We start from the raw sequence: 26,504 nt of genomic DNA on the forward strand, positions 1-26,504 counted from the left end.
TCCTATAGCCCAAATACAGCATCTACAGTATTCGATACTTTCTCACCACTATCATCGAGTGACGCTTGAACACCGTATACATTTGATGAAACAGGAGTGACGTCATAACCACCATTACTATCTGTACTTTTCTTAATCATGATTGCTTCTGAATTAATCGAGAATCCAGCAACTTTTTGTGCAACTGCTTGCGCTGTCCCCATACCAGCTTTAGCATCAATAATGACTGTAATACCCTGATCTAAATAACTTTTAATTTGTGAAATCTGTGCACTTGAAGGCATAGTGCTACTATCAACAATAATTGTGTTGTATCCAGTTGTACTTGTCTTAAATGCTTGACTTAATTTATTAAAAACAAAGCCTGACTTACCATTTACAGGGTAAATCACCTTTTGTTCTGGTTTGCCATCATAATCAATCATGTCTTCTGCAAAAGCAGCTGTGTTTCCCAAGAGCATTGCGGAAACTAATACTAGAACCGTCTTATTCAATTTAAACAATTTTTTACACCCCATGCCGCCATAGATTAAATATCAGATAAAGACCAGATGTTGCGATGGAACTGACATATCTAGTTTTCATCTTTTATGATCATATAAAATATATATTTGATAACAGTTATCATTTATTTTCAGAAAGATTAATCAAATCTTAAATTCTCTTTTTTTTTATGCTAATTATTTTTTTGTACCAAAATATAAAACAATAAATACGTCACAAAAATAATATAAAAAAACTATTAATTCACCAATTTATTATTTTTCAATCCACATAAATCGTCTGTCAATATAAAACCCATAGGTTCTATCAATATACACTTTAATTATTAAACTTTTATTAAGGTGATTTGTAGATACATGATTTTTCAAGTTTTGCCTAGTTGCATAATCTTCCAATTATTTTTTTTTGCACTATTTCTAACCACCCAATAAATTACTATCTACCAAATTTTTTCTTTTTATACCTTCAACTAAGGAAGGTATTTTATATAATAGATTATCTTCCAATTAGAAAAATACCAAAAGCTGTAAATAGTCCACCAGATATCCCATCAATCCATTTCATAGATCGTTGATAAAAGGCCTTACACTGCGGTAAAGAAAAAAGACATGCAACTAGACTAAACCAAATCAGAGTCTCTGAAATAATAATGAATAGCAATAAACCATGGATATGTTCAAGCAAAGGATTAGATAAAAATATAGAAAGCACACTACCAAAGTAAATCACAACCTTAGGGTTAGAAAGGTTTGTCATTAAGCCTTTGAAAAAGAATTTTTTTAGACTCATTTCTCTTTGTGAACTATTCAACGATGTCTCTGGTTTTTTCTTATTGAAAGCGGATTTTAAAAGTTGAATACCTAACCAAAGTAAATAACTGCCTCCCACCACAAATAATATTTTTTGAAGCCAAATAAATTTTTCAAAAATAAGATTTAAACCTAAAAATGCAAGTAGGGACCAAAACAATACTCCACAAGTAATTCCTCCAACTACAGATAAAGCAGCTCTTTTTGAGTAACTCATGGCTGTTTGTGTCACAAAAAAGAAATCAGGCCCTGGTGTAAGCAATGCACACAAATTAATAAAAGCCAAAGTGAATAATAATGTGACCACTTTAAATACCGAATACTTTTAAAAAACGGGATTTTATACTTTTAATCTTTATTAGAAAAGAGAAAGCCTCTATTTCAGAGGCTCTATTTTTATACTAAAATTTCACGTTTACTATTCGGTCCAGCAGCACTCACCACGCCATTGTCTTCCATCTGATCAATTAGCCTTGCTGCTCTGTTATAGCCTAGACTAAATTTACGTTGTAAAGATGAAGCGGAAGCTTTTCTACTTTCAAGTACGAAAGCCACGGCTTGATCATAAAGTACATCACGATCTGAGGCACCTTCGCCACCTTCGCCACTAGCTCTTGCCGATGGCTCCTCATCGTATGGCGTTAAAATTTCATCCACATAATCTGGATCACCACGTTCACGCCATGCATCACAAATTCTATTTACTTCATCATCACTAATAAATGCGCCATGTAAACGTTCAGGTTCAATTTTTCCGGGTCCTAAAAACAGCATATCGCCATGACCTAAAAGATCTTCTGCCCCACCGGCATCTAAAATAGTTCTTGAGTCAATTTTACTATTTACACGTAAAGCAACTCGCGTTGGAATATTGGCTTTAATTAGACCTGTAATAACATCTACAGACGGACGCTGAGTTGCAAGTAATAGATGAATACCCGCAGCACGAGATTTTTGTGCCAACCGAGTAATCATTTCCTCTGCTTTTTTACCCACCTGCATAATCATGTCAGCAAATTCATCAGCAACAATCACAATCATTGGCAAAGTTTGTAATCTTGGTGCACGCTCCTGAGTCGCTGAATCACTTGGTTTCCATGTTGGATCAATCAAGTCCTCGCCTGTCTCTAATGCCTCTTTTACTTTTCTATTATAATCTACAATTTTACGAACTTTAAGAAATGACATCAGTTTATAACGGCGTTCCATTTCATTCACACACCAGTTTAGTGCACTTACAGCATCTTTCATATCTGTAACAACTGGTGTTAATAAATGAGGAATATCGCTATAGTTAGCAAGCTCTAACTGTTTAGGATCAATTAAAATTAATCTTAAATCTTGAGGGGTATATTTAAGCAACATAGATAAAAGCATTGCATTGACTGCCACAGACTTACCAGAGCCTGTTGTACCTGCAACTAACATATGTGGTGCTTTTGCCAGATCAGTTAAAACAGGTTGTCCAGAAATATCTTTACCCATAGCCATACTAATTAGGCCATTAGGATCTAAATACTCTTGAGTATTTAGTAGCTCAGTTAAACGTACCATTTCACGGCTACTATTGGGTACCTCAATACCAATATAAGGTTTACCCGGAATAACCTCTACCACACGCACAGATGCCATAGACATAGAACGTGCTAAATCTCTTGAAATATTTGTTACCTTAGAAGCTTTTACACCAGGTGCTAAATCTAACTCAAAACGTGTAACAACAGGGCCAGGTTGTGCTTCGACCACTGTTGCTTTGACATTAAATTCTTGTAACTTAATTTCGAGAAGTTCAGACAGTCGTGCAAGCTGCTCTTCAGTAAAATTTACTTTTTTATTAGGATCTACTTCATCAAGTAAGCTTTTCTCGGGTAAAGTCGATAAACCTTTCCTTTTTGCAACAACCTGCATTGCTCTTGACATTGGTCGACCAGATGCATCTGTCAATGGTGCATCAAAATCAAACTCATCTTGTTCTTCATCAGGTTTTCCAGCAGTTTCTTGCCATGCATTTAAAAACTCTTCTTTTGAAAGTGTGGTATTTAAATGTGTTTGAATATCTGCTTGGACAAAAGCGGAAGACTGTGCATAACTATTTGTTTCTCTAGGTTTACTCTCTACAACTGACTTATTGGTTTCTTCTACTGGAGTGTGCTGAATTTCAGGCTCAGATTCCTTTTGATCCAATGCAAGTAATTTTTCAATATCATCAACATGAGAATCATAACTTGTAGATGCAACCGATGGTTTAGCTACAGATGTATTTTCAGTTTTTTCAGACTCAATATGAAAAGGTGTGTGTACATCTGGTGCAACCGCATCTTTTGGCACAGTCTTTAATAAATCATTAAATACTTGGTCATCATCCCAATTCACACTGGAATGAGGTGTATGAGTAGTATTTTCATCTTCAGAAGCTTTAAGTAATGCATGAATTTCTTTTTGCTGTTCATCTTCAGTATTTTGATCCGGTACACGCCAAACTTGACCAGTTGCAACAGTCGCATTAGACGAATGAGGAGCAGCCTGCGTTGTAGGCGTTGAAACTTTTGATGTAACAGACTCATGCTCAGCTTGTTTTACCACTAAATCATCAAATAATTTTTCAGCAGCAGGATCTGCATCTGGTGCTTTCTTTATGTTTTCAACAGGTGCCTTTTCAGCTTCCTGAGTGACTGCTTCATTTTCTTCTAATTTGTCAATTTTTTTCGGCGCAGTTGTTTTATCGTAAGCCGCTTCTGCTTCTGGTACGTTACGATAAAATAAATCCTGTAAATATTTAGGCGTCGCTTGCAGCGTTACCCATGTTTTGTTCCACTGTATACCAAAGGCAAGTGTAAAAAGTACACCCCAAAGTACAATCAAGAATAAACTAGCACCATAAATTGTAATTAGATGAGAAAGACTTTCTCCAAGTTCGTAACCAATAATGCCACCGGACGCATTCGTTAGTGCATCGGTTGGTACATTCCAAAATAGATAAAGTAAACTTGAAGTTGCGAGCAATATAAAGAACTGAGCAGCATAGCGGAATGGGCGACTTAAAAAGCTTCTTGGCCACCACACTTGAATCGCTTCAATGAACAAAAAAATGGGAATGAGTAAGCTTGCCCATCCTAAAAATCCAAATAATAAATCTGCAATCCAAGCACCAGCAACACCACTTGCATTTGATACTTCTTGGGTGTCACTTGATATGTGCATCCACCCAGGATCAAATGGTGTATATGTGACCGTTGCTAAAAACAAATAAATACCAAACGATACTAAAAATAATGTCGTAATTAAGCGCTGTGCATACACACTCGACACCGCAGTCATATACTGTCCTGTACTTGAAAAATCAATGAATATTTATGAAATAAAGTAAATTACTTTTTTCAACGATTTAATTTTAATATTATGCACATGTTATACAAGAAAATATGCAACGCTTTGTTAGTATTTATATATTAACATAGCTAAAATCGATTTAGCCCATCCATAATATCAACATTTACGCACAACACAAAGATTCTTCTTTGGCGTATAATTTTATTAACGATTTATTATAAAGGAATTCTTATGAGCGCTCGCCATTCGCGATTGATCATTTTAGGTTCGGGCCCTGCAGGTTATAGCGCAGCGGTATATGCAGCACGTGCAAACTTAAAGCCTACACTTATTGCAGGGCTACAACTTGGTGGTCAATTAACAACGACGACCGAAGTAGATAACTGGCCAGGTGACCCTGAAGGTCTTACAGGCCCTGCATTAATGGAACGTATGCAAGCACATGCGGAACGATTTGGTACAGAAATTCTCTATGACCATATTAATGAAGTTGATTTAAAAAATCGTCCATTTACCCTGAAAGGTGATATGGGTGAATATACCTGTGATGGGCTAATTATTGCTACTGGTGCGACTGCACAGTATTTAGGTCTAGCCTCTGAACAAGCATTTATGGGCCAAGGTGTGAGTGCCTGTGCAACCTGCGATGGTTTTTTCTATAAAAATCAGAATGTAATGGTTGTTGGTGGTGGTAATACTGCAGTTGAAGAAGCACTGTATCTTTCTAATATTGCTGCACATGTAACACTTGTTCACCGCAGAGACAGCCTACGCTCTGAGAAAATATTACAAGATCATATCTTCGAAAAAGAAAAAGAAGGTAAAATTTCAATTGTTTGGAATCATCAAGTAGATGAAGTATTAGGCGATAAGACTGGTGTTACTGGTGTACGCTTAAAATCTACAGTAGATAATTCAACGCAAAATATAGATGTCCAAGGTCTATTTATTGCAATTGGCCATAAACCAAATACAGAGATGTTTAAAGACCAATTAGAATTACGAGATGGCTATATCCAAATTCACAGCGGAACTGCGGGTAATGCAACAGCAACTTCTGTCGCTGGTGTTTTTGCTGCTGGTGATGTTGCAGATAGCGTTTATCGTCAGGCGATTACTTCTGCCGGATCAGGCTGTATGGCTGCACTAGATGCTGAAAAATATCTAGACAATATCGAATAACTTTAAAAGCCGTAATTATTACGGCTTTTCTTTTATACCTAAAATAAAATTGTTATCTAACTATGAGTCATATTCACCCATCGCATTATACATTTCCATTGCCTAAAGATGCCGACCCAGAAGGACATGGTTTAATTTGCTTCGGCGCTGACCTCTCTCCTTCAACTCTGCTTGAAGCATATACACATGGACTATTTCCTTGGTTTAATGAAGATGAACCCATCTGTTGGTGGAGTCCTGAACCACGCTGTATTATCTTGCCGAATGCTTATATTCCAAGTAAGTCGTTATTAAGAAATATGAAAAAGTATGATTATAAAATCACGATTAATCATGCATTTGAGCAAGTCATACGTAAATGTGCACTACCAAGAAATTACACCAATGAAACATGGATTAGCGAAGATATTATTGAAAGCTATGTCTCCATGTTTGAGCAGGGTTTTGGTTATAGCATAGAGATTTGGGACAAAGATGAGCTAATTGGTGGATTATATGGTTTAACTATTGGTCATGGCTGTTTTGGTGAGTCTATGTTTAGTCAACGTACAGATGTATCAAAAATGGCTTTTTATACACTAATGCTAGTAGGAACTGAACAGAATCTACCATGGATCGATTGTCAATTGGTAAATGATCACCTACTTAGCTTAGGTGCTACTACGATGAGTCGAGAGAATTATTTAAATTCGTTACAATCTGTTATAAAACATCCTAGAATTGATTGGAAAAAGTATCAGGACAGTGTATTTTCTAGTAAGAACATTGCAAATATGAAGCAACTACTTTCCAAATAATCAAACTGGAGGGAGACGAATATGAATACATACACCCCGAAGTCCCCTTTAAGTACGCTACAGTATTTTATTACACCTCCACATGACTGTAGCTACTTAAATGCACGTCCATCAAGAATGGTTTTTCTTGACCCCAAACAACGTATTGACGTACTTACATTGTCAGACCTATCTAGAACTGGTTTTCGGCGTAGTGGCGATTATATCTACAGACCAGAGTGTCACTCTTGCCGACAATGTCTTTCTTGCCGTGTTCCTGTTGAAGAATTCACAATGAATAGCCAACAGAAAAAGGCTTGGAAACGTAACCAAGACTTAAGTATGAAAATTACACCGATTCAGGAAGCTACTGAACAGCATTATCACTTGTACGAGAAATATATTAACATCCGACATAAAGATGGTGATATGTACCCTGCAAGCCAAGAACAATTTGAAAAGTTCTTACTGCATACATGTACAGAAAGTTTTTTCTTGGAACTTTGGAAAAATGAACAGCTTATTAGTGTTTCTGTATGCGATGCTTTAGATGATGGACTATCTGCAGTCTATACATTTTTTGAACCTGAAGAGAATAAACGCTCACTTGGTGTATTCGCTATTCTTAAACAAATCGAATATGTGAAGTCACTTAATCTGGATTATGTTTATCTTGGTTATTGGGTACCCCACTCTAATAAAATGAATTACAAATCACAATATGCCCCTTTTCAATTATTTATTGATGGTCAATGGCATACTTTAAATAAGCAATTATCATCAGAAGAAATCATTCATTTAGGCGAGTCTTTAATGACAAGCTATCCTACAGATTGGCAACATCTTTTGGGGAAATAAATGATTATTTTTTCATGTATGCACTAAAATCATCACTACACAATTTAATCATGATGATCGCATGTTCTCGTGAACCATCTTTATTGGGATAATAATTTTTTCTAAGATCAATTTGATGGAATCCAGCTTTTTCATATAATTTTATTGCTGCCAGATTACTTTCACGAACCTCTAAAAAAATTTGTATTGGATGATTCGTTAATAAATTTAAAGATCCTTCTAATAATTTGAGACCAATTCCTTGACCTTGTTCTGAAGGCATCACTGCCATAAGTAATAAATTCGCCTCATCTAAAACGGGCTGTAAAATACAAAAACCGCATATTTTATTATCTTTAACATATACTGTTGCCTGATAGTTTAAAGCTTCTTCAAATTGCTTTAATGACCAAGGATGTGTTTGTACTGCTTTTTCTATTTCATAAACCTGAGCAATATCAGCTTGCTCCATAAAACGAATCATAATTAATGAGTTAGTAAATTTTTGCTGATTATAATCTTTTTAAGCGTTTTTTCTAGATAAAACAAATTTTTTGCAATAAAAAAACGCCCCAAAGGAGCGTTTTTTTACTTTTCAGTGATTATGCTGTTACTTTAGAAACAACACCAGCACCTACAGTACGACCACCTTCACGAATCGCGAAGCGTAAGCCTGCGTCCATTGCGATTGGGTGGATCAATTCTACTGACATTTCAACGTTGTCACCTGGCATAACCATTTCAACGCCTTCTTTCAACTGGATTGCACCAGTTACGTCAGTTGTACGGAAATAGAACTGTGGACGGTAACCATTTAAGAATGGAGTATGACGACCACCTTCTTCTTTCGCAAGTACATATACTTCTGCGTCGAATTTAGTGTGTGGCTTAATTGCACCTGGCTTAGCCAATACTTGACCACGTTGTACGTCTTCACGCTTAGTACCACGTAAAAGAACACCACAGTTCTCGCCTGCACGACCTTCGTCTAGCAGTTTACGGAACATTTCAACGCCAGTTACAGTTGTTTTAACCGTGTCTTTAATACCAACGATTTCAACTTCTTCACCAACTTTTACAATACCTGATTCTACACGGCCAGTTACAACTGTACCACGACCAGAAATTGAGAACACATCTTCGATTGGCATTAAGAATGCTTTATCGATAGCACGCTCTGGCTCAGGAATGTAAGAGTCTAACGCTTCTACTAGAGCAATTACTGCAGATTCGCCATACTCACCTTGGTCACCATTAAGTGCAGCTAATGCTGAACCACGGATTACAGGAGTGTCATCACCAGGGAAGTCATAAGAAGAAAGAAGTTCACGAACTTCCATTTCTACTAATTCAAGTAACTCTTCATCATCAACAAGGTCACACTTGTTTAAGAATACGATGATGAAAGGTACACCTACCTGACGAGAAAGAAGGATGTGTTCACGAGTTTGTGGCATAGGACCATCAGTCGCAGCACATACAAGGATCGCACCGTCCATCTGAGCAGCACCAGTGATCATGTTTTTAACATAATCGGCGTGTCCTGGGCAGTCTACGTGAGCGTAGTGACGAGTTGGAGAATCATATTCTACGTGAGATGTATTAATTGTAATACCACGAGCTTTTTCTTCAGGCGCAGAGTCGATTGCTGCGTAATCTTTAGCTTCACCGCCATAAGTTTTCGCACAGATCGTTGCGATAGCAGCTGTTAAAGTTGTTTTACCATGGTCAACGTGACCAATTGTTCCCACGTTTACGTGTGGTTTATTACGTTCAAACTTGGCTTTAGCCATGATGATCTTCCTTTATTAACTGCTCATAAGGGTCACTTATGAGCAATAGGTTTTTAACTCAAATTGGGTTAGGTAATATAGTAATCGAAAGATTACTCGTCGTCACCTGATTTACCTGTTTGGAATTTAGTAATGATGCCTTCAGCCACGTTACGCGGAGTTTCAGCATATTTTGCAAATTCCATAGAGTAAGTTGCACGACCTTGAGACATAGAACGCATGTGTGTCGCGTAACCAAACATCTCAGCAAGTGGAACTTCAGCACGAATTGCTTTAGTACCACCAGGTAGGTCATCCATACCTTGAACCATACCACGACGACGGTTTAAGTCACCCATGATATCGCCCATGTAGTCTTCTGGAGTTTCTACTTCAACTTTCATAACTGGTTCAAGAAGAACAGGATCTGCTTTCATGAAACCGTCACGGAATGCGTAAGAACCTGCCATTTTGAACGACAATTCATCAGAGTCGACATCGTGGTAAGAACCATCAAACAATGTCGCTTTAATGCCTACAACTGGGTAACCAGCAAGGACACCATTCTTCATACGCTCTTGGATACCTTTATCCACAGCGCCAAAGAATTCTTTAGGTACTACACCACCAACAACTTCTTCAGCAAATTCGTATTCTTTATCGCCTTCAGGATCCATTGGCTCTAAACGAACATATACATGACCGAATTTACCTTTACCACCTGTTTGACGAACAAATTTACCTTCTTGTTCAATTGTTTTACGAATTGTTTCACGGTAAGCAACCATTGGTTTACCAATATTTGCTTCAACACCGAATTCACGCTTCATACGGTCAACAATGATGTCAAGGTGAAGTTCACCCATACCAGCAATAATTGTTTGACCAGATTCTTCATCTGTACGTACACGGAATGAAGGATCTTCTTTTGCTAAACGACCTAACGCCACTGACATTTTTTCTTGGTCAGCTTTTGTTTTTGGTTCAACTGCAAGTGCAATTACTGGCTCAGGGAATTCCATACGCTCAAGTGTAATGATGTTTTTCTCATCACATAACGTATCACCAGTTGTTACGTCTTTTAGACCTACACATGCAGCGATATCGCCCGCACGAATTTCATCTAAGTCTTGACGTTGGTCTGCGTGCATTTGCACGATACGGCCAACACGTTCACGCTTAGATTTAACTGGGTTAAATACAGGATCGCCTTGCTTAAGAACACCTGAATACACACGGATAAACGTTAAGTTACCTACGAATTTGTCATTCATAATTTTGAATGCAAGTGCAGAGAACGGAACATCATCAGATGCTTCACGAGTTGCTTCAGTTTCAGCTTTGTCATCTAAAATACCGCGAATCGCTTGTACTTCAGTTGGAGATGGTAAGTATTCAATCACAGCATCCAACATACGTTGAACACCTTTGTTTTTGAATGCTGAACCACAAAGCATCACTTGAATTTCAGATGCTAATGTACGCGCACGTAAACCTTTCATGATGTCTTCTTTAGAAAGATCACCCTCTTCAAGGTATTTATCCATGAGCTCTTCAGAAGCTTCTGCTGCTGCTTCAACCATGTTCACACGCCATTCTTCTGCAGTGTCAACAAGATCAGCTGGGATTTCACCTAGATCGAATTTCATGCCTTGAGATTCTTCATCCCAAATAATTGCTTTCATTTCGAGAAGGTCAACAACACCAGTAAATGTATCTTCTGCACCAATTGGAATTACGATAGGTACAGGGTTACCACCAAGGCGTGTTTTCATCTGTTCAACAACACGGAAGAAGTTTGCACCTGTACGGTCCATCTTATTCACGAATGCTAAACGAGGTACTTTATATTTGTTTGCTTGACGCCATACAGTTTCAGACTGAGGCTGAACACCACCAACTGCACAGTAAACCATGCAAGCACCGTCAAGAACACGCATAGAACGTTCTACTTCAATTGTGAAGTCAACGTGTCCTGGAGTATCAATTACGTTAATACGGTGTTGTTTAAATTGGTTAGCCATACCAGACCAGAAGCAAGTCGTTGCAGCTGAGGTAATTGTAATACCACGCTCTTGTTCTTGCGCCATCCAGTCCATCGTTGCAGCACCGTCATGCACTTCACCAATTTTGTGAGATACACCAGTGTAATACAAGATACGTTCTGTAGTGGTCGTTTTACCTGCGTCAATATGTGCAGAAATACCGATGTTACGGTATTGAGAAATAGGAGTTTGACGAGCCATGATGTTTTACATTCCTAATGTTATTTATAAAACAGGACGCATTAAGTCTAAATGACTTAATGCGTTCAAATATTAAAAATACAAGTATTTTTAATATTATTTTTTTGAAGGCCTGTTTTATCCGCTTAGAAACGGTAATGAGAGAAGGCTTTGTTAGCTTCAGCCATACGGTGCACGTCTTCACGTTTTTTAATTGCAGCACCTTTGCCTTCAGCCGCATCAAGCAACTCGCCAGCAAGACGTAAAGCCATAGTTTTTTCAGAACGCTTTGCAGCAGCGTCTACTAACCAACGCATAGCTAGAGCAGTACGACGGGATGGGCGCACTTCCATAGGTACTTGGTATGTAGCACCACCAACACGGCGAGCTTTTACTTCGACCATAGGACGAACTTTTTCAAGAGTAGTCTCGAAGAATTCAACTGGGTCTACTTTATTTTTTTCTTGAACGCGGTCTAAAGCACCATAAACAATGCTTTCTGCAATCGATTTTTTACCGTCTTGCATAACGTGGTTCATGAATTTAGCGATTGTTTGGCTACCGAACTTAGGATCCGGAAGGATTTCACGGGCAGCGACTACGCGACGTCTTGGCATTTTAATACACCTAATAATATGACACTTCAGGATGATCCAGCAGTTTGTGCAAAGTGTCATGCACATGACGCTGGCCTTACTATACGTCGCTTGATTTAAAAATCTAAATGATCAAACAAGCGAAACGCTAAAGGTTTTTTCGGTTTTAAGGCCTAATTATTTCTTAGGACGCTTAGTACCGTATTTAGAACGTGCTTGGTTACGATCTTTTACACCAGCACAGTCTAATGAACCACGAACGGTATGGTAACGTACACCTGGTAAGTCTTTAACACGACCACCACGGATAAGCACAACACTGTGCTCTTGTAGGTTATGCCCTTCACCACCGATGTAGCTTGAAACTTCAAAACCTGAAGTTAAACGTACACGGCAAACTTTACGCATTGCTGAGTTTGGTTTTTTAGGTGTAGTTGTATAAACACGAGTACATACACCACGACGTTGTGGACAAGCCTTCAACGCAGGAACTTTGGATTTTTCAACCAAAGTTGAACGACCCTTACGGATCAATTGATTTGTTGTTGCCATATGGCAATTCTCCCGTTAATAAAAAACCCCACAAAAGGAAATTTAACTCTTTTTGAGGGCACATAATTGTATTCAAAAACTATATCTTGGTCAATATAAGATGAAAAAGCCTTTTTAGAGTCAATCCAATCGATTACTCAATAAAAATTTATATAAAACAAATATTAACTATCTCATCGGCATAATTAAGTATGAAAGAATATATTTACTGACAAAAAAATTGATATAAACACACCTTGATCAGGCTATCTTTTAATACAGTATGAAACTAGACAAAAATATCTAATTTCTGTTTCCTATCGACTTTACCGAAGCCTGATAAGCATCAAGAATTGAAAGTGGCTCATTGGGGTGGTTTAAAAGATAATCACGTGCAATAGAAAAGATATGCTGTGATTGTTGCCCTGCTTCATCAATAAGCTTCCAACTGTATACTGCCCCCAAACCAGATAAAATAACTGGCGTGAGTTTATTTGCTAAAGAAATCTTAGGTATTTTTTCAAGCCATTCAGGCTGAATCGACTGATCTTTCAATAAATTAGAGAACCATTCAAAGTCACTTTGTGATCCCATAAAACTTTGTAATTTCTGAATATCATGTGTTTCTAAAGCACCTGAAATTGATCGAATTAACAAAAGTAGACTTTGCTTTTCTACGATCTTTTCAATTGGAATATTTTGAAAAATAAATTGAATTACATCTTGATCTTTATCGGTCAACTCAAAACCATAAGCACGACCTGTCTGGTAAACTGTTTTTAATACAAAAATTAAAGATAAAGGTACATCTATGGCCAATCCTACAATACCTAATGGCGCACAAATGCCTGCTTGTATACTTACAAGCCATTTATTTTGTTCAATGAGTGCCTGACTTAAACGTCCTGCACGTAAAATATCGTGCTCTAAGTCCTGCAATGATTTTACACCAGCTTGCGATAAAATAAGATCTGTTGTACTCATTTTTTCAGCTGTTTGATTTATCTTATTATACAAATAATCTGCAACCTGATCTCCTCCAATTGGAGATAAAAAACTCGCAATTTTAGAAACAGAACCATAATGTCTGCCAAATATTTTTTGCGACATATCTGGCACGTACTGGCGCATGACTAATTGTGATTTATCTAAAGTTTGGTTATTTAGTTTTGTTGTATTATTCGTTTGCATTTTCATGGGATCTGTTTTCATTGTATGGTCATTGAGTTTTTGAAACGCTTCGCTACTGAGCTTTTTAGCCACTCCAAAAATATGATGGACTGGCTTTAATGAAGGGTTATTACCTGTTTTTGGCATATCCATCTCCCAATTATTTTTCTTTAGATACTTAATAAATATTAGAATTACACACCATTTATCTCAACTTTAATATGTATCTTTTCATTAAATACGACAACATGCTCATTTTTTATATGAATCCTAAAAATACATATACCATTTGCCATAAGATTTAAAAAAGCTTTCTGTTATTATGCATTAAACATCAATATATGAGTAATTGATATCATAATGATAATACTTACTCATCACCATATTAAAGGGATCTGTCGATGAAACGTGTCGTCATTACAGGCATGGGAATTAACTCATGCATTGGTAACTCATTAGAACAAGTCACTGAATCTTTAAAAAAAGGGATCTCAGGTACTCGCCTTAATCAAGTACATGTAGATCTAAACTTTAAGAGCCATGTGAGTGCACCTGCTGAGCAAGAGTTTGACCATATTGATCGTAAAACAAAGCGCTTTATGGGTGTATGTGCAATGTATGCATACAACTCTGCATTAGATGCATTAAAACAAGCAGGATTAGAAGTTTCTGACTTGGGTGGCAACCCTCGTTACGGTATCGCAGGTGGTTCAGGTGGTGGTTCAACAGCTTCAGTTGTTGAAATGAATGAAATACTAGAGACCAAAGGTGCTCGTAAAGTTGGTCCATTCTTTGTACCAAGAAACATGACAAACACAATCACAGCAAACCTTGGCACTGCATTTAAATTGCAAGGTGTCGCTCATTCTGTAGCAAGTGCTTGTGCAACTTCTGCAGATGCGATTGGCTACGCTTACAACCTTATTGCACTTGGCAAACAAGATCTTATGCTTGCAGGTGGTGGGGAAGAAGACCACTGGTCACAAAGCTTACTGTTCGATGCAATGGGTGCATTAAGTAATAAATTTAATGACACACCAGAGTCTGCTTCCCGCCCATACTCTAAAGACCGTGCAGGTTTCGTCATTGCAGGTGGCGGTGGCTTCCTTGTTCTTGAATCACTTGAACACGCTCAAGCACGCGGTGCAAATATTATTGCAGAAATTGTTGCTTACGCTGCAAATAGTGATGGTGCAGATATGGTTGCTCCAAGTGGTGAAGGTGCAACACGTTGTGTACTGATGGCACTTGACGAAGCAAAACAGCATGGTGTTGAGAAAGTAGACTATGTGAATTCACATGGTACTTCTACACCTGCTGGAGACATTACAGAATTAAAAGCAATGGAAAATGCTTTTGGTACAGGTAATGTTCCACCAGTCAGCTCAACAAAATCGATGACAGGCCACAGCCTAGGTGCTGCGGGTGTACAAGAAGCAATCTATTCTATTTTGATGATGCAAAATGACTTCATTGCACCAAACATTAACGTGACTGAACTTGATGAAGGTACTGAAGGTTTCGATATTGTACTTGAAAAACGTGATGCAAAATTAAATACTGTAATGAGTAACAGTTTTGGTTTTGGTGGTGTAAATGCTTGTCTCATTTTCAAAAAGTGGGAAAGCTAATGTAAGGAAGGCTTATGGATGCTCCCTCTAGTGCATTTTTGTGGGTAAAAGCACTACATATTATCGCGGTGGTATGCTGGTTCGCGGCATTGTTTTATTTGCCACGATTATATGTTTATCACGCAATGAGTAATGATCAAGTCAGTCATGAAAGATTCCAAATTATGGAGCGTAAGCTTTATCGTGGAATTATGTGGCCAGCAATGATCGCGACACTCATTACGGCACACTTTTTAGTAGACTGGGGGGATGCAACTCGACATTATCATGAAGCACTTTGGTTTTATTTCAAAGTTGGATTAGTTGGTCTGCTTGTCATTTATCATTTTGTTTGTGGCTATTATCGAAAAAAACTTATGGATAATGCTCACTATAAGACGCATAAATTTTGGCGAATGTTCAATGAGTTGCCTACAGTCATCTTATTTGCCGTCGTTATTTTAGTTGTAGTAAAACCTCAGTTTTAACTGAGGTTTTACTTCTTCATCAAAAAGATAAAAGCCCATCTGTAATAACTTCATTTAAGACAAAGAATGTCCTAACTTGCCTTACCCCTGGTAATGCAATAACTTTTTCACTATGAAATCGATTAAATTCAGCTAAATCTTTAACACGTAGCTTTAAGAAATAATCAACCTCCCCTGCAACTAAATAACATTCCAAAACATTTGGTAGTTTCTTTACATGAGCTTCAAACTCTTCAAAACTATCAGGTGTAGAACGATCTAGAACTACCCCCACCAGTACAACCGTTTCTTTTTGCACCATCATTGGATTAATAATTGCTCGGATATCTACAATTGCACCAATTGCAAATAAGTGTTGAGTATGTTTCCAACATGAAGAACTACTAATACCTACTATTTTTGCCAACTCAGCATTGGTCAAACGACCATTTTCTTGCAAAGCACGCATAATTTTTAAATCTAAATTCGATAGCTGATTCAAGCCAACGTCTGACATAAATAATATCCCCTTATTAAGTATAATTTTTAAATATTATTACCCAAAAACACACATTATTGAAATAATTTTATTAATTTTTAATTAAATTAGAAAGCACATTCTTCTATTAAGTTGCTACATTACCGGCATAAACTCTTAAAAATGGCCTGATTAATGCTAAAACAGCTTATAAACGATTTCTCTCTCAGCGCAGCATTTGCAGGCATAATTACTTTTATTATTGGAATAAGTGTTTCAGCTGTTTTAGTCATAGAGGGAGCTCAACGTCTTGGTGCAACACCTGCTCAAATTTCTTCATGGTTTTTTGCATTAGGTATATCTATTGGGCTAATCGGAGCATTACTCTCTTGGAAATATAAATACCCCGTTTCAACAGCATGGTCAACACCAGGAATTGCTCTCATCATTGCATCAAGTCAGCACTACTCACTTGCTGAAGCAATTGGTGCTTTTATTGTATGCGGTATATTGGTTGCCATCACTGGTTTTTCTGGCATATTTCAAAAAATTATGTCTAAAATTCCACTCAGTCTAAGTTGTGCCATGCTTGCAGGAATTTTACTTAAATTTGGTTTAAATCTATTTATTCATTTGCCAGATCAGTGGTTTTTTACATTAGGAACCTTGTCTAGCTATTTCATACTTAAACGCTATGTACCACGTTATAGTATTGTTATTATGGTATGTATTGCTTTTATACTCAGTACAATTTTTTGCGATGTCTCTATTCCTAGCTTATCTCTTGAGCTCACAACACCTTTATGGATAAGTCCCACTTTTTCTCTGCAAAGTATTATCGGCCTCGCAATTCCACTATTTATTGTAAATATCTCATCTCAATTTTTACCAGGAATTGGCATGATCAAAAGTTATGGTTATCAACCAAATACCAATCAAATTGTAGGATGGATTGGTGTTACTCAAACTTGCTTTGCCCCGTTTGGTGCTTTTTCTGTCTGTCTAGCTGCTATTAGTGCCGCAGTTAGCTTAGATCATCAAGTTCATCCAGATCCCAAAAAACGTTATGTTGCAGGAATATGTTGTGGCATCTGCTATATCTTAATGGGAATATTTGCAACATATCTTACCCACCTACTCATTAACCTACCCCAGTTATTTATTATTACCGTTGCAGGTATTGCCCTACTTGGCACAATTAGTCACAACATCAGCGTTGCTTTCGAAGACAGTGACAGTCGTGATGCATCATTATTTACATTTCTATTAAGCGCATCTGGTATACAAATTCTTGGTATTGGCTCTGCTTTTTGGGGGTTGGTCTTCGGAATAATTATTTATAAATTCTTACGTTTAAAATAAAATATTTATTTATATAAATCATATAGATAAATTCTATTTAAGATTAATTAAATTAATATCAGTTAAATCTACGTTATACTAAATATGAAATAGATAACGCGATAATTATGCTAAAACAAACGCTTCAATCTTGGCTACCGACCTCTGAAAAAGTTGCATCTTCAAAGATGATGAAGCTTTTTGGAAGTCGTACGCGAGATCCATTACTTTGGTATGTTAATCGCAGATCTATTTCCAAAGCGGTATTTATTGGCGCTTTTTTTGGACTCTTGCCTATCCCATTCCATAGTATACTAATTGTTATTGCAATTTTATTACTTGAAGTTAATTTACCCATTGGTTTAAGTCTTGCTTGGTTAACCAATCCTTTAACTATTGCACCTATTCTCTACATCGCATTTTGGATTGGTAGTAAAATTTATCATGTACAAATGATTGATAAAGAAGTTTTACTTACGACATTCCATCAGATTTCAACTTGGTTAACGCATTTTGGTCATGGGTATATTGATACAACCATAACCAAAGTATTGTTTTCAGGACTACTTATCGAGGCACTATCTTTCTCTCTTATTTTATATGTAGTGACTCTAATCAGTTGGCGATGGAGCACCATTCACCAGTGGCATAAACGTCATATTTAATAAGATATTAGCGAAAGACAAAATAACCCACTTCTGTTTCAAAACTTCCATCTGATTGAATATTAAAATAACTCCTTACATGATCAGATACACTTTCTTGCAAATATCGAATTGTATGAATGGCTTCTGACGGCGTTTTCATACGTTCAACCCACTGCTGAAAATCAAGCTGTAATTTTTGCTTCTCAATAATATCGACCTCAAACTCAGCTTTCTCAGCCAAATTAATCCATTCCGCTAAACTATAATCTCTTACATGACTTGGATCTCGGATTACTTCAATACTTTGCAAAAATGTATCAAATGCTGGATTATTTGAACCTACGATATCAATCAGAATAAATACGCCACCCTTGGTAAGCACCCGTCTTATTTCTTGCATTGCTTGACTAATATTTTGCCAATGATGTGCTGAAAAGCGACTAACCACAAAATCAAATGTTTGATCTGAAAAAGGAAGCCTTTCCGCAGGGCCTTGCTGAACTCTAATATTATTTAACTGTTTTTGATTTGCCGCATCTTTAACAGTTTCCAACATTTCGGCAGATAAATCATATGCCACAACCTCTTTCACAAAAGGTGCTATTTGATAAGAGACATGACCACCACCGCACCCTAAATCTAGAACACAACTTTTCTGCTGATTTGAAATTAAGTTTATGATTTTTTTGAACTCAATACCTTGTGCATGAACTTGGCTATTTAAATAACTGATCGATTTATCTGCATATTGTTTTTGATTAATATCGTGTTGTGTTTTCATTATTCACTTTCTTAGTTACAGAACATTTAATAAACTTAAAGGATTTATTTAATAATAAAAATTCAATTATTTTAATTTGAATCATAATTTTTTTTTATCACTTATTCACTATATAACTAGTGAATAAGTATGACTTACATAATAAAAAATTTAATTTCCAATATTTTTATATGCTTTGATTTATAATATTTTTATTATAAATCGAAGTTACCGATACCAATATATATTAAGTAATACATCTTAGAATAAGAAAAATCTAAGAACGAATCTCGCCACATAATTGTCAAAGATTAGGTATTTCATGTCCAATGATAAACCCAGATATTTAGAAACACCCCCTGCATGGGAGGATGATGAAAAACCAGTCATCCCTGGTTCTCCACCAGCTTTAGATCATCCCAAATCAAAGCGCTATCTATACTTTATTATTGGTACATTTATTGCCATTACTTCTGGTTTAAGCAACGGTTTTATCACGGCGAATCTACCACAACTACAAGGTCAGTATGGCATTACCCCCTCTGAAGGTGCATGGTTACCTGCAGCTTATGTAATGGCGAATGTCAGTTCAAACCTTATCTTATTTAAAGCAAGGCAACAGTACGGTTTACGGGCATTCACAGAGATTGGTTTACTGGGGTTTATTGCTGTAATGGTACTCCACCTGTTGGTACAGAATTATCACATGGCTGTTTTTGCACGTTGCATTAGTGGTTTTGTGGCAGCTCCTCTTAGCTCTTTAGGCATGTATTACATTATGCAAGCTTTTGGTAAGGTACATCGCCTCAAAGGGCTATATTTGGGCTTTGGATTTGGCCAGCTTGGCATACCACTTGCGTGGATTATTTCCCCTTATCTGGTGAATGTAAATAACTGGGAAGACCTATATACATTTGAGCTTGGACTTGCAATTTGTTGTTATGCCATGGTGGTTTCATTAAAATTACCACGCAGTATTCGTATTGCTGTATTTGAAAAAGGAGATATATTTACATTTGCACTTCTTGCACCAGGTTTTGCATGTTTATGTATTGTTTTAACACAAGGCCCTATTCTATGGTGGTTTGATAGCCCATGGTTAGCGTATATCCTCATTATAGGCTTTACACTTATTGTATTTGGTTTTTTCTACGAGCATCAAAGAACTAACCCTCTTTTAATGACACGATGGTTGGGTACTATCCCCATGATTCGGTTTATTTTTGGTGCATTTTTTCTACGCTTCTTACTTTCAGAACAGAGTTATGCCGCTGTCAATTTTTTAAAAACCGTAGGTATGGGCCCAGACCAATTTGTAGGACTATATAGTGTTATTTTTATTGCAACGATATGTGGTGTTGTTTTTAGTGCACTTACTTTTTCTCGTGAAAGAACAGTCTTACACCTTCTACTCGCAACATTCCTAATTCTTATTGCAAGTCGATTAGATGCACACCTAACCAGTGATGTACGTCCAGAAAACTTTTTTTATAGTCAGTTCCTCATTGCATTTGCAAATGGTGTGTTTATTGGCCCATTACTTTTAACAGGTATGGGAAAGACATTACAACAAGGTGCAAGCTATGTAGTCACCTTTATTGTGCTATTTTCTGCCACCCAAAACTTTGGTAGTTTAGTAGGCTCATCATTTTATAATACGTATCAAAAACATCAAACACAGGTCTATCAGTTAGATATTAACCGAACTATGGATGCGACAGATCCAAATGTCACCAATCGAATTAATCAGTACAAAGCAAAATATAGTTCTAATCTTACAGATACTTCACAAGATCAAGGTCAAGCCGTCAAATCACTGGCACAAATTGCGACACGAGAAGCTCAGGTACGTGCTTATAATGATGTCATCAACTTAAATAGCTGGATTGCAATTATTCTATTTCTTTGGACAAGCTTTAATATTTTGTGGGATAAGTTTTATGCATCCCGTAAAAAGAATGCCTAACATTTTGAGTAAAAAACATGAGTAATACCAACGATACTGAATCAAAAAATACAAAAAAAATGGATGATGCCAATATACAAATTAAATCTATTCCTCGTGTTGGAAAGCTCATTAAAACGAAGAAATCGACGCTCATATTAATGTTTTTTGTTTTATTAATTGGTATTGCTGCAATTTTATGGGCATGGCGACTTGGGCCTTTTAACAGTCCAATTCAGCAAACAGACAATAGCTATATTAAAGGTAAAACAACAGTACTGTCGTCGCAAATTAATGGATATATTCAAGAAGTACTTGTTAATGATTTCGATCATGTAAAAAAAGGACAGCCACTTATTAAAATTAATCCTGATCGTTACGACCAACAAGTTATTCAAGCTCAAGCAACCGTTGATCAAGCCAAAAATTCATCTAGAAATCAGAATCAAACCATTGAGCAACGCAAAGCAGATATTCTTGCAGCAAAAGCAAAAATTGCGCAAGCAGATGCACAATACCAACTTTCTTTACAGCAATTACGTCGTTATCGAGAGTTACAAAATACAGGTGCAATCTCTAAAACAGAGTTCGACTCTACAAATGCGTCAGTGAAAAATAATTTGGCTTTATTGCAACAAGCCCAAGCCAATTTAGATGTTTCTAACGAAGCACTGAAAACGGCTCAAGTTGCACAAATTGGTTTAGATGCACAAATTAAAAATAGCCAAGCAGCATTAGATCAGGCACAAATCACTAAAAATTACGCTATTATTACAGCGCCTATGGATGGTCAACTTGGTGAAGTAACCCCACGTCTTGGACAATATGTCGCTGCTGGCACACAACTACTTTTTCTAATTCCTCCTAAACGTTGGATTATTGCAAACTTTAAAGAAACACAAATGGATGGTATTAAAATCGGACAAAAAGCATCTTTTACTGTAGATGCACTTAACCACCAGAAATTCACAGGCCACGTTGAACAGATTTCACCTGCTGCTGGCTCAGAATTTAGTGTACTTAAAGCAGATAATGCGACAGGCAATTTTACAAAAGTCGTGCAACGTATTCCTGTACGTATTAGTATTGATGACAATCAACAAGATCTTTCTCGTTTAAGTCCAGGAATGTCTGTCGAAACTTCAGTAGATACAAATTCAGCCAAATAATGCCCTATGTTCCAAGACATTAAAAATTATACACCTATTGAACATGTCACCATTAAAAATGGTGTACATGTTGATATAAAACGCCTTGATCAAATCCATCCTTATATTTCAGGCAATAAATTTTATAAACTCAAATACAATTTAATAGAAGCAAAACAACAAGGATATTCACAGATTCTTACTTTTGGGGGCGCATATTCTAATCATATTGCTGCTACTGCATATGCAGCAAAATATTATAATTTTAAGAGTATTGGTATTATTCGTGGCGAAGAACTTGCTAACCAACCTTTAAACCATACTCTCAGCTTTGCGCATGATGCATGTCAGATGCAACTTTCATTTGTGTCTCGAAGCGAATATAAAATGCGTGATCAATACAATTACTTAGAACAATTAAAAGCACAATATCCCAATATTTATATTATTCCTGAAGGTGGAACCAATGCTTTCGCTATTGAAGGATGTAAAGAAATTCTTAAACCATCTGAAACGAGTCAATACGATATCATTTGTTGCGCTGTAGGTACAGGTGGAACATTATTAGGTTTAATTCAGTCAACACCTCCCTCATGTAAAATATTGGGTTTTTCAGCATTGAAAGGAGACTTCCTTGCAAAAGACCTCAAAAAATTGACAACCAAAACACATTGGCATATTACAGATGAGTATTGTTTCGGTGGTTATGCAAAAACCTCACCTGAACTAATCAGTTTTATAAAATGGTTTGAAACAGCATACGGTATGCCTTTAGAACCGATATATACAGGAAAAATGTGTTATGGAATTTTTGACTTAATTAATCAATCCATTTTCCCGCAAGGTACAAAAATCTTACTTATTCATACAGGTGGCTTGCAAGGAAAATCGAGTTTGATGTAACGACAGTTTATTCGAAATCACGTATAATTCAGCGCTTTTCATTAACGGCAGAAGGTCATGACACAACAAACATTTGATGTAATTGTTTTAGGTGCAGGAGCAGCAGGACTCATGCTTGCAGCACATGCGGGTCGTCGTGGTCGTTCTGTACTTGTATTAGAAAAAGCCAACAAAGTAGGTAAAAAAATATTAATGTCTGGCGGTGGAAAATGTAATTTTACCAACCTCTATGTCGAACCAGATAACTATATCAGCCATAATCCTCATTTTGTAAAGTCTGCCCTTTCTCGTTACACACAATGGGATTTCATTGGACTTGTATCTGACTATCAAGTTGAATATGAGGAAAGAAAACATGGTCAACTTTTCACAACAAAAGGCTCTAAGCACATTCTCAACTTACTACTAGATGAGTGTGCTAAAACCCAGCATGTCACGATTGAAACAGATCATGAAGTCACAGAAGTTCATCAGCGTGATGATCTTTCATTTGAGGTCACATCCAATCATGGACATTTCTTCTGTGAATCTTTCGTCGTTGCAAGTGGGGGCTTATCTATTCCAACCTTAGGCGGTTCAGGTATTGGTTATGAAATTGCAAAACAATTTGGACACCATATTTATCCAACGCGCGCAGGCCTTGTTCCATTTACTTTTTCAGACTACATCAAAGATGTTGCCATTCGTTTAAGTGGAAATGCATTAGATGTCACGTTATCTCACTCTCTGAGATCATTTACCGAAGCATTACTATTTACCCATCGTGGTTTAAGTGGGCCAAGCGCATTACAAATTTCTAATTATTGGAAACATGGTGAACCACTTACGATTAATTTCTTTCCGACGCTTGATGTATTGCAGCTATTTCAAGAGAAAAAAAGAGAACAACCTAAAGTGTTATTAAGAACTATATTAAGTTCATATACCACAAAAAGTATTATTCAAGAGTTTCAACAACTGTTTTGGGCACAAGAATCAGAAACTTCGATTGGCGAAATAAGCGACCAAAGGTTAAATGAAATTGCAAAACAGCTTCATGCATTTTCTGTGAAACCATCGGGTACGGAGGGATATCGAACTGCGGAAGTCACTTTGGGAGGTGTAGATACAAAAGAAGTGTCATCTAAAACAATGGAAAGTAATAAAGTTAAAGGTTTATTTTTTATTGGGGAAATTTTAGATGTGACAGGCCATTTAGGTGGTTTTAACTTTCAATGGGCATGGGCATCTGCAGCTGCCGCTGCAGAATATGTATAATTAACCATTCTTTGGTTCATTATTTTGATCTTTTTTAGGCTCATGTGTGTCTTCTGATTCAGTTTTTTCCTCTTCTTCAGACACATTTTTGGTTTTTTCATCATCTTTATGATGTAAAACACTTTTCGGCTCTGTCGTCGTAAAGTCATCATTTTCTGTATATGTTGTTTCATATTCGGGCTTTTTAAAAATCGCTTTATATGCCGAATACAACACACCAGCAGTAATACCAGTGATAACTAAAGGTCCAAAAAAACGACCAGGTTTTTTATTTTCACGGCTCATCATTTTCTCCTAGTGATTAAAAAGTTCGATCATCATACGATGATCGAACTTTTAAGAACTACTTATCCATTATTGCTTATTCGCCATTTGGACGTTCGTTAGTTGGGTTTGTCTCATTCAACTTTGGTGTAGAAGAAGTATCTTCAGATTTTTTGTCTAAAGCACAACCTTCAGATTTTGCTTTATCCATAAGATCTGTAAGAAGACGCTCTGCAGGCTGACGGCCACCTAAACCAAACGCTAGTGCAAATGCAACAGCAACAGCACCGAGTGTTAGACCAAATGCAAGGTTTACGATTGAATCTGCAATACCCATTGCACGTAAGCCCATTGCAAGCACTAAGCCCATGATTAACACACGAACTAAGCAGCCTAACCAACGTGAACTCTTATATTCACCACGTTGAACAATGTTTGCAACAACATTTGCAAGCCAGAAACCAATAACCAGAATAACGGCACCAAGTAAAATATTCGCACCAAATTCAATAAACATTGAAATTAAGTGGCTTACTTGATCGAATCCTAGACGGTTTGCTGCTTCAGAAACCGCAAACAACATTGTGAAAAATACAATTAAAGATGCAACAATACCTGAAACTTTTGTTGTTCCCATGAAACGTTGAACATCAACTTTCGCAGGAATATCATCTACACCTGTACCAGAAATAACGTCTTTTACAAGGTTCGCAACAAAACGCGATACAATATAAGCAATAACAAGAATTAAACCTGCTGCAATAATATTTGGAATCGCAGACATGATTTGGTTAAGCATTGCTGTTGCAGGTTCAGAAATTGCCTGAATTCCTAGAGCTTCGAATGCAATAATTAATGATGTGATCATAATTAGTGCTGAAACAAAAGAACCTAAAACTTTTGCAATACCCGTATTTTTAAATAGGCCAAATTTTTCAACTTGTGCTTGTAAGCCAAAGCTATTAATTAAACCTTCAATAATGCCACGTACGATTTTTGCAAGAATGTAACCAACAAAGATAATTACACCAGCAATGAAGATATTTGGTAAGAAACCAACTGCCTCATTTACCATGTTTTGTACAGGTACAAGTAAACCTGTTAAGCCTAAAATAGATAAAATAATTGGTAAAAATAGTAATAAAATTAACCAATAAACAATATCTGCAATATTTTGGCTAACTGGCTGTACACCAACATCTCCACTCAATTTTTCATCAAGTTCAGTTCTTGCTAGTAAGTTTGTTAACCCTGCTCTTGCTAAACGCGCAACAACCCAACCGATCACGCCAATAACGGCTGCTGAAATGAGATTTGGAATAAACACCAATACTTGTGTAACCATGGCACTAAACGGACCACTTACACTATTGATATTTAGAACATTAAATGAGGCAACAACTGCAATAATTAGGACAAACCAAAAAACAAATTTTGAAATGAGCCCTTCATAATCTGACTCAGGTGTTTGACCCGTTGCAGTAGACAAACGTTTATTTGTATCAATTGCATTTAGTGCTTTTTTTACGCCAGCAGCAATAACAAGTGCCAATATCCAACCAATAATAAAAATTATGATTGCGCCTAATATTGGTTGGAACTGACTCCAATAGTAATGGAAGTCAAATCCTCCTTGCATGCCCTTTAGATAGTTATCCATCTTATTATACCCTCTTGTTTTTATTACACATTTAGATAAGCATCTTTACATCAATAATAAAGTGCATTATTTCTTTAGCATTCGTTCTTCGTATTAGCTTATAACCGTAACACTATAAAAACAATATCATTTCTTTAATAAATTGAGATATGAGTCACAATAAAAATATGTGTCTATCCAACTATTTTGCTTTTATACGTATTATAAGGTCATATCATCCGTACTTTATTATAGATATAACCTGCCTTAACGTTATGACTTGCTTATAAGTATACAGATATCTAATCATAAT

23 protein-coding genes and 1 pseudogene are annotated in these 26,504 nt (G+C 36.7%); 11 read left to right on the forward strand and 13 right to left on the reverse strand.

Translation table 11 applies throughout. From position 1 onward, the window contains the following. Positions 1-2 precede the first annotated feature (2 nt). From OZX61_RS09085 to OZX61_RS09095, 3 genes are all read right to left on the reverse strand, one after another. Positions 3-503, reverse strand: a complete 501-nt coding sequence (locus tag OZX61_RS09085; RefSeq protein WP_277094609.1) for a hypothetical protein — start codon at positions 501-503, stop codon at positions 3-5. A 496-nt stretch (positions 504-999) separates the two neighbouring features. After that, positions 1,000-1,620 carry a LysE family transporter gene (locus OZX61_RS09090; RefSeq protein ID WP_277094610.1) on the reverse strand — a complete coding sequence of 207 codons (621 nt, stop codon included), beginning with the start codon at positions 1,618-1,620 and terminating at the stop codon, positions 1,000-1,002. 89 nt (positions 1,621-1,709) lie between these two features. Beyond that, positions 1,710-4,631 carry a DNA translocase FtsK gene (locus OZX61_RS09095; RefSeq protein WP_277094611.1) on the reverse strand — a complete coding sequence of 974 codons (2,922 nt, stop codon included), beginning with the start codon at positions 4,629-4,631 and terminating at the stop codon, positions 1,710-1,712. Between the two features lie 243 nt (positions 4,632-4,874). On the opposite strand from OZX61_RS09095, the gene trxB reads away from it, so the two are divergent. The 3 genes from trxB (at position 4,875) to OZX61_RS09110 (ending at position 7,459) form a co-directional block, all read left to right on the forward strand. Further along, a complete protein-coding gene (gene trxB / locus OZX61_RS09100; RefSeq protein WP_196337615.1) occupies positions 4,875-5,825 on the forward strand; it encodes a thioredoxin-disulfide reductase in 951 nt (316 codons plus the stop codon). A gap of 62 nt (positions 5,826-5,887) precedes the next feature. Then, complete coding sequence (gene aat / locus OZX61_RS09105; protein ID WP_277094612.1) at positions 5,888-6,622, forward strand: leucyl/phenylalanyl-tRNA--protein transferase; 735 nt, start codon at positions 5,888-5,890, stop codon at positions 6,620-6,622. Positions 6,623-6,643: 21 nt separating this feature from the next. Further along, positions 6,644-7,459: an arginyltransferase gene (locus tag OZX61_RS09110; RefSeq protein ID WP_277094613.1), complete on the forward strand. Its 816-nt coding sequence runs from the start codon at positions 6,644-6,646 to the stop codon at positions 7,457-7,459. 4 nt (positions 7,460-7,463) lie between these two features. Here the strand turns inward: OZX61_RS09110 and rimI are convergent, their stop codons facing one another. The 6 genes from rimI to OZX61_RS09140 form a co-directional block, all read right to left on the reverse strand. Next, complete coding sequence (gene rimI, locus OZX61_RS09115; RefSeq protein ID WP_277094614.1) at positions 7,464-7,922, reverse strand: ribosomal protein S18-alanine N-acetyltransferase; 459 nt, start codon at positions 7,920-7,922, stop codon at positions 7,464-7,466. A 118-nt stretch (positions 7,923-8,040) separates the two neighbouring features. Beyond that, on the reverse strand, positions 8,041-9,231 hold the full coding sequence (gene tuf, locus OZX61_RS09120) for an elongation factor Tu (RefSeq protein WP_195771079.1): 1,191 nt from the start codon (positions 9,229-9,231) through the stop codon (positions 8,041-8,043). Between the two features lie 92 nt (positions 9,232-9,323). After that, complete coding sequence (gene fusA / locus OZX61_RS09125) at positions 9,324-11,456, reverse strand: elongation factor G (protein ID WP_195771078.1); 2,133 nt, start codon at positions 11,454-11,456, stop codon at positions 9,324-9,326. Between the two features lie 125 nt (positions 11,457-11,581). Then, the gene (gene rpsG, locus OZX61_RS09130) at positions 11,582-12,052 is read right to left on the reverse strand and encodes a 30S ribosomal protein S7 (protein ID WP_070069440.1); all 471 of its coding nucleotides are present in this window, start codon (positions 12,050-12,052) and stop codon (positions 11,582-11,584) included. 156 nt (positions 12,053-12,208) lie between these two features. Then, positions 12,209-12,583, reverse strand: coding sequence for a 30S ribosomal protein S12 (gene rpsL, locus OZX61_RS09135; protein ID WP_023272703.1), 375 nt, complete (start codon positions 12,581-12,583; stop codon positions 12,209-12,211). Positions 12,584-12,865: 282 nt separating this feature from the next. Further along, positions 12,866-13,879: an EcsC family protein gene (locus OZX61_RS09140; RefSeq protein WP_277094615.1), complete on the reverse strand. Its 1,014-nt coding sequence runs from the start codon at positions 13,877-13,879 to the stop codon at positions 12,866-12,868. A gap of 254 nt (positions 13,880-14,133) precedes the next feature. On the opposite strand from OZX61_RS09140, the gene OZX61_RS09145 reads away from it, so the two are divergent. Beyond that, on the forward strand, positions 14,134-15,363 hold the full coding sequence (locus tag OZX61_RS09145) for a beta-ketoacyl synthase N-terminal-like domain-containing protein (RefSeq protein WP_195771076.1): 1,230 nt from the start codon (positions 14,134-14,136) through the stop codon (positions 15,361-15,363). A 14-nt stretch (positions 15,364-15,377) separates the two neighbouring features. Then, a complete protein-coding gene (gene hemJ / locus OZX61_RS09150) occupies positions 15,378-15,830 on the forward strand; it encodes a protoporphyrinogen oxidase HemJ (protein ID WP_277094616.1) in 453 nt (150 codons plus the stop codon). A 19-nt stretch (positions 15,831-15,849) separates the two neighbouring features. On the opposite strand, the gene OZX61_RS09155 is transcribed toward hemJ, so the two are convergent. After that, positions 15,850-16,326 (reverse strand): Lrp/AsnC family transcriptional regulator, encoded by a 477-nt coding sequence (locus OZX61_RS09155; RefSeq protein ID WP_195771074.1) that lies wholly within the window; start codon positions 16,324-16,326, stop codon positions 15,850-15,852. Positions 16,327-16,482: 156 nt separating this feature from the next. Between OZX61_RS09155 and OZX61_RS09160 the strand changes: the two genes are divergently transcribed. Together OZX61_RS09160 and OZX61_RS09165 are read left to right on the forward strand one after the other, a co-directional pair. Next, positions 16,483-17,649 (forward strand): benzoate/H(+) symporter BenE family transporter, encoded by a 1,167-nt coding sequence (locus OZX61_RS09160; protein WP_195771073.1) that lies wholly within the window; start codon positions 16,483-16,485, stop codon positions 17,647-17,649. A gap of 101 nt (positions 17,650-17,750) precedes the next feature. Then, the gene (locus OZX61_RS09165; RefSeq protein WP_195771174.1) at positions 17,751-18,293 is read left to right on the forward strand and encodes a DUF2062 domain-containing protein; all 543 of its coding nucleotides are present in this window, start codon (positions 17,751-17,753) and stop codon (positions 18,291-18,293) included. Positions 18,294-18,300: 7 nt separating this feature from the next. On the opposite strand, the gene OZX61_RS09170 is transcribed toward OZX61_RS09165, so the two are convergent. Further along, positions 18,301-19,056: a class I SAM-dependent methyltransferase gene (locus tag OZX61_RS09170; RefSeq protein WP_277094617.1), complete on the reverse strand. Its 756-nt coding sequence runs from the start codon at positions 19,054-19,056 to the stop codon at positions 18,301-18,303. A gap of 301 nt (positions 19,057-19,357) precedes the next feature. Between OZX61_RS09170 and OZX61_RS09175 the strand changes: the two genes are divergently transcribed. From OZX61_RS09175 to OZX61_RS09190, 4 genes are read left to right on the forward strand one after another with little or no spacing between them, the layout of a single operon-like run. Then, positions 19,358-21,001, forward strand: coding sequence for an MFS transporter (locus OZX61_RS09175; RefSeq protein WP_196337611.1), 1,644 nt, complete (start codon positions 19,358-19,360; stop codon positions 20,999-21,001). A gap of 59 nt (positions 21,002-21,060) precedes the next feature. Further along, positions 21,061-22,149: an HlyD family secretion protein gene (locus OZX61_RS09180; protein WP_228284794.1), complete on the forward strand. Its 1,089-nt coding sequence runs from the start codon at positions 21,061-21,063 to the stop codon at positions 22,147-22,149. Between the two features lie 6 nt (positions 22,150-22,155). After that, positions 22,156-23,031, forward strand: coding sequence for a pyridoxal-phosphate dependent enzyme (locus tag OZX61_RS09185; RefSeq protein ID WP_277094618.1), 876 nt, complete (start codon positions 22,156-22,158; stop codon positions 23,029-23,031). 57 nt (positions 23,032-23,088) lie between these two features. Further along, the gene (locus OZX61_RS09190) at positions 23,089-24,288 is read left to right on the forward strand and encodes an NAD(P)/FAD-dependent oxidoreductase (RefSeq protein WP_277094619.1); all 1,200 of its coding nucleotides are present in this window, start codon (positions 23,089-23,091) and stop codon (positions 24,286-24,288) included. A gap of 180 nt (positions 24,289-24,468) precedes the next feature. Here OZX61_RS09190 and OZX61_RS12930 read toward each other — a convergent pair. Both OZX61_RS12930 and OZX61_RS09200 read right to left on the reverse strand, forming a co-directional pair. Beyond that, positions 24,469-24,573, reverse strand: a pseudogene (locus OZX61_RS12930) (hypothetical protein); the annotation flags it as partial. A 76-nt stretch (positions 24,574-24,649) separates the two neighbouring features. Next, positions 24,650-26,212 carry a mechanosensitive ion channel gene (locus OZX61_RS09200; protein WP_195771066.1) on the reverse strand — a complete coding sequence of 521 codons (1,563 nt, stop codon included), beginning with the start codon at positions 26,210-26,212 and terminating at the stop codon, positions 24,650-24,652. Positions 26,213-26,504: the final 292 nt, after the last annotated feature.

Origin of the sequence: Acinetobacter sp. ESL0695 (assembly GCF_029392135.1) — a bacterium.
Lineage (GTDB): Bacteria > Pseudomonadota > Gammaproteobacteria > Pseudomonadales > Moraxellaceae > Acinetobacter > Acinetobacter pollinis.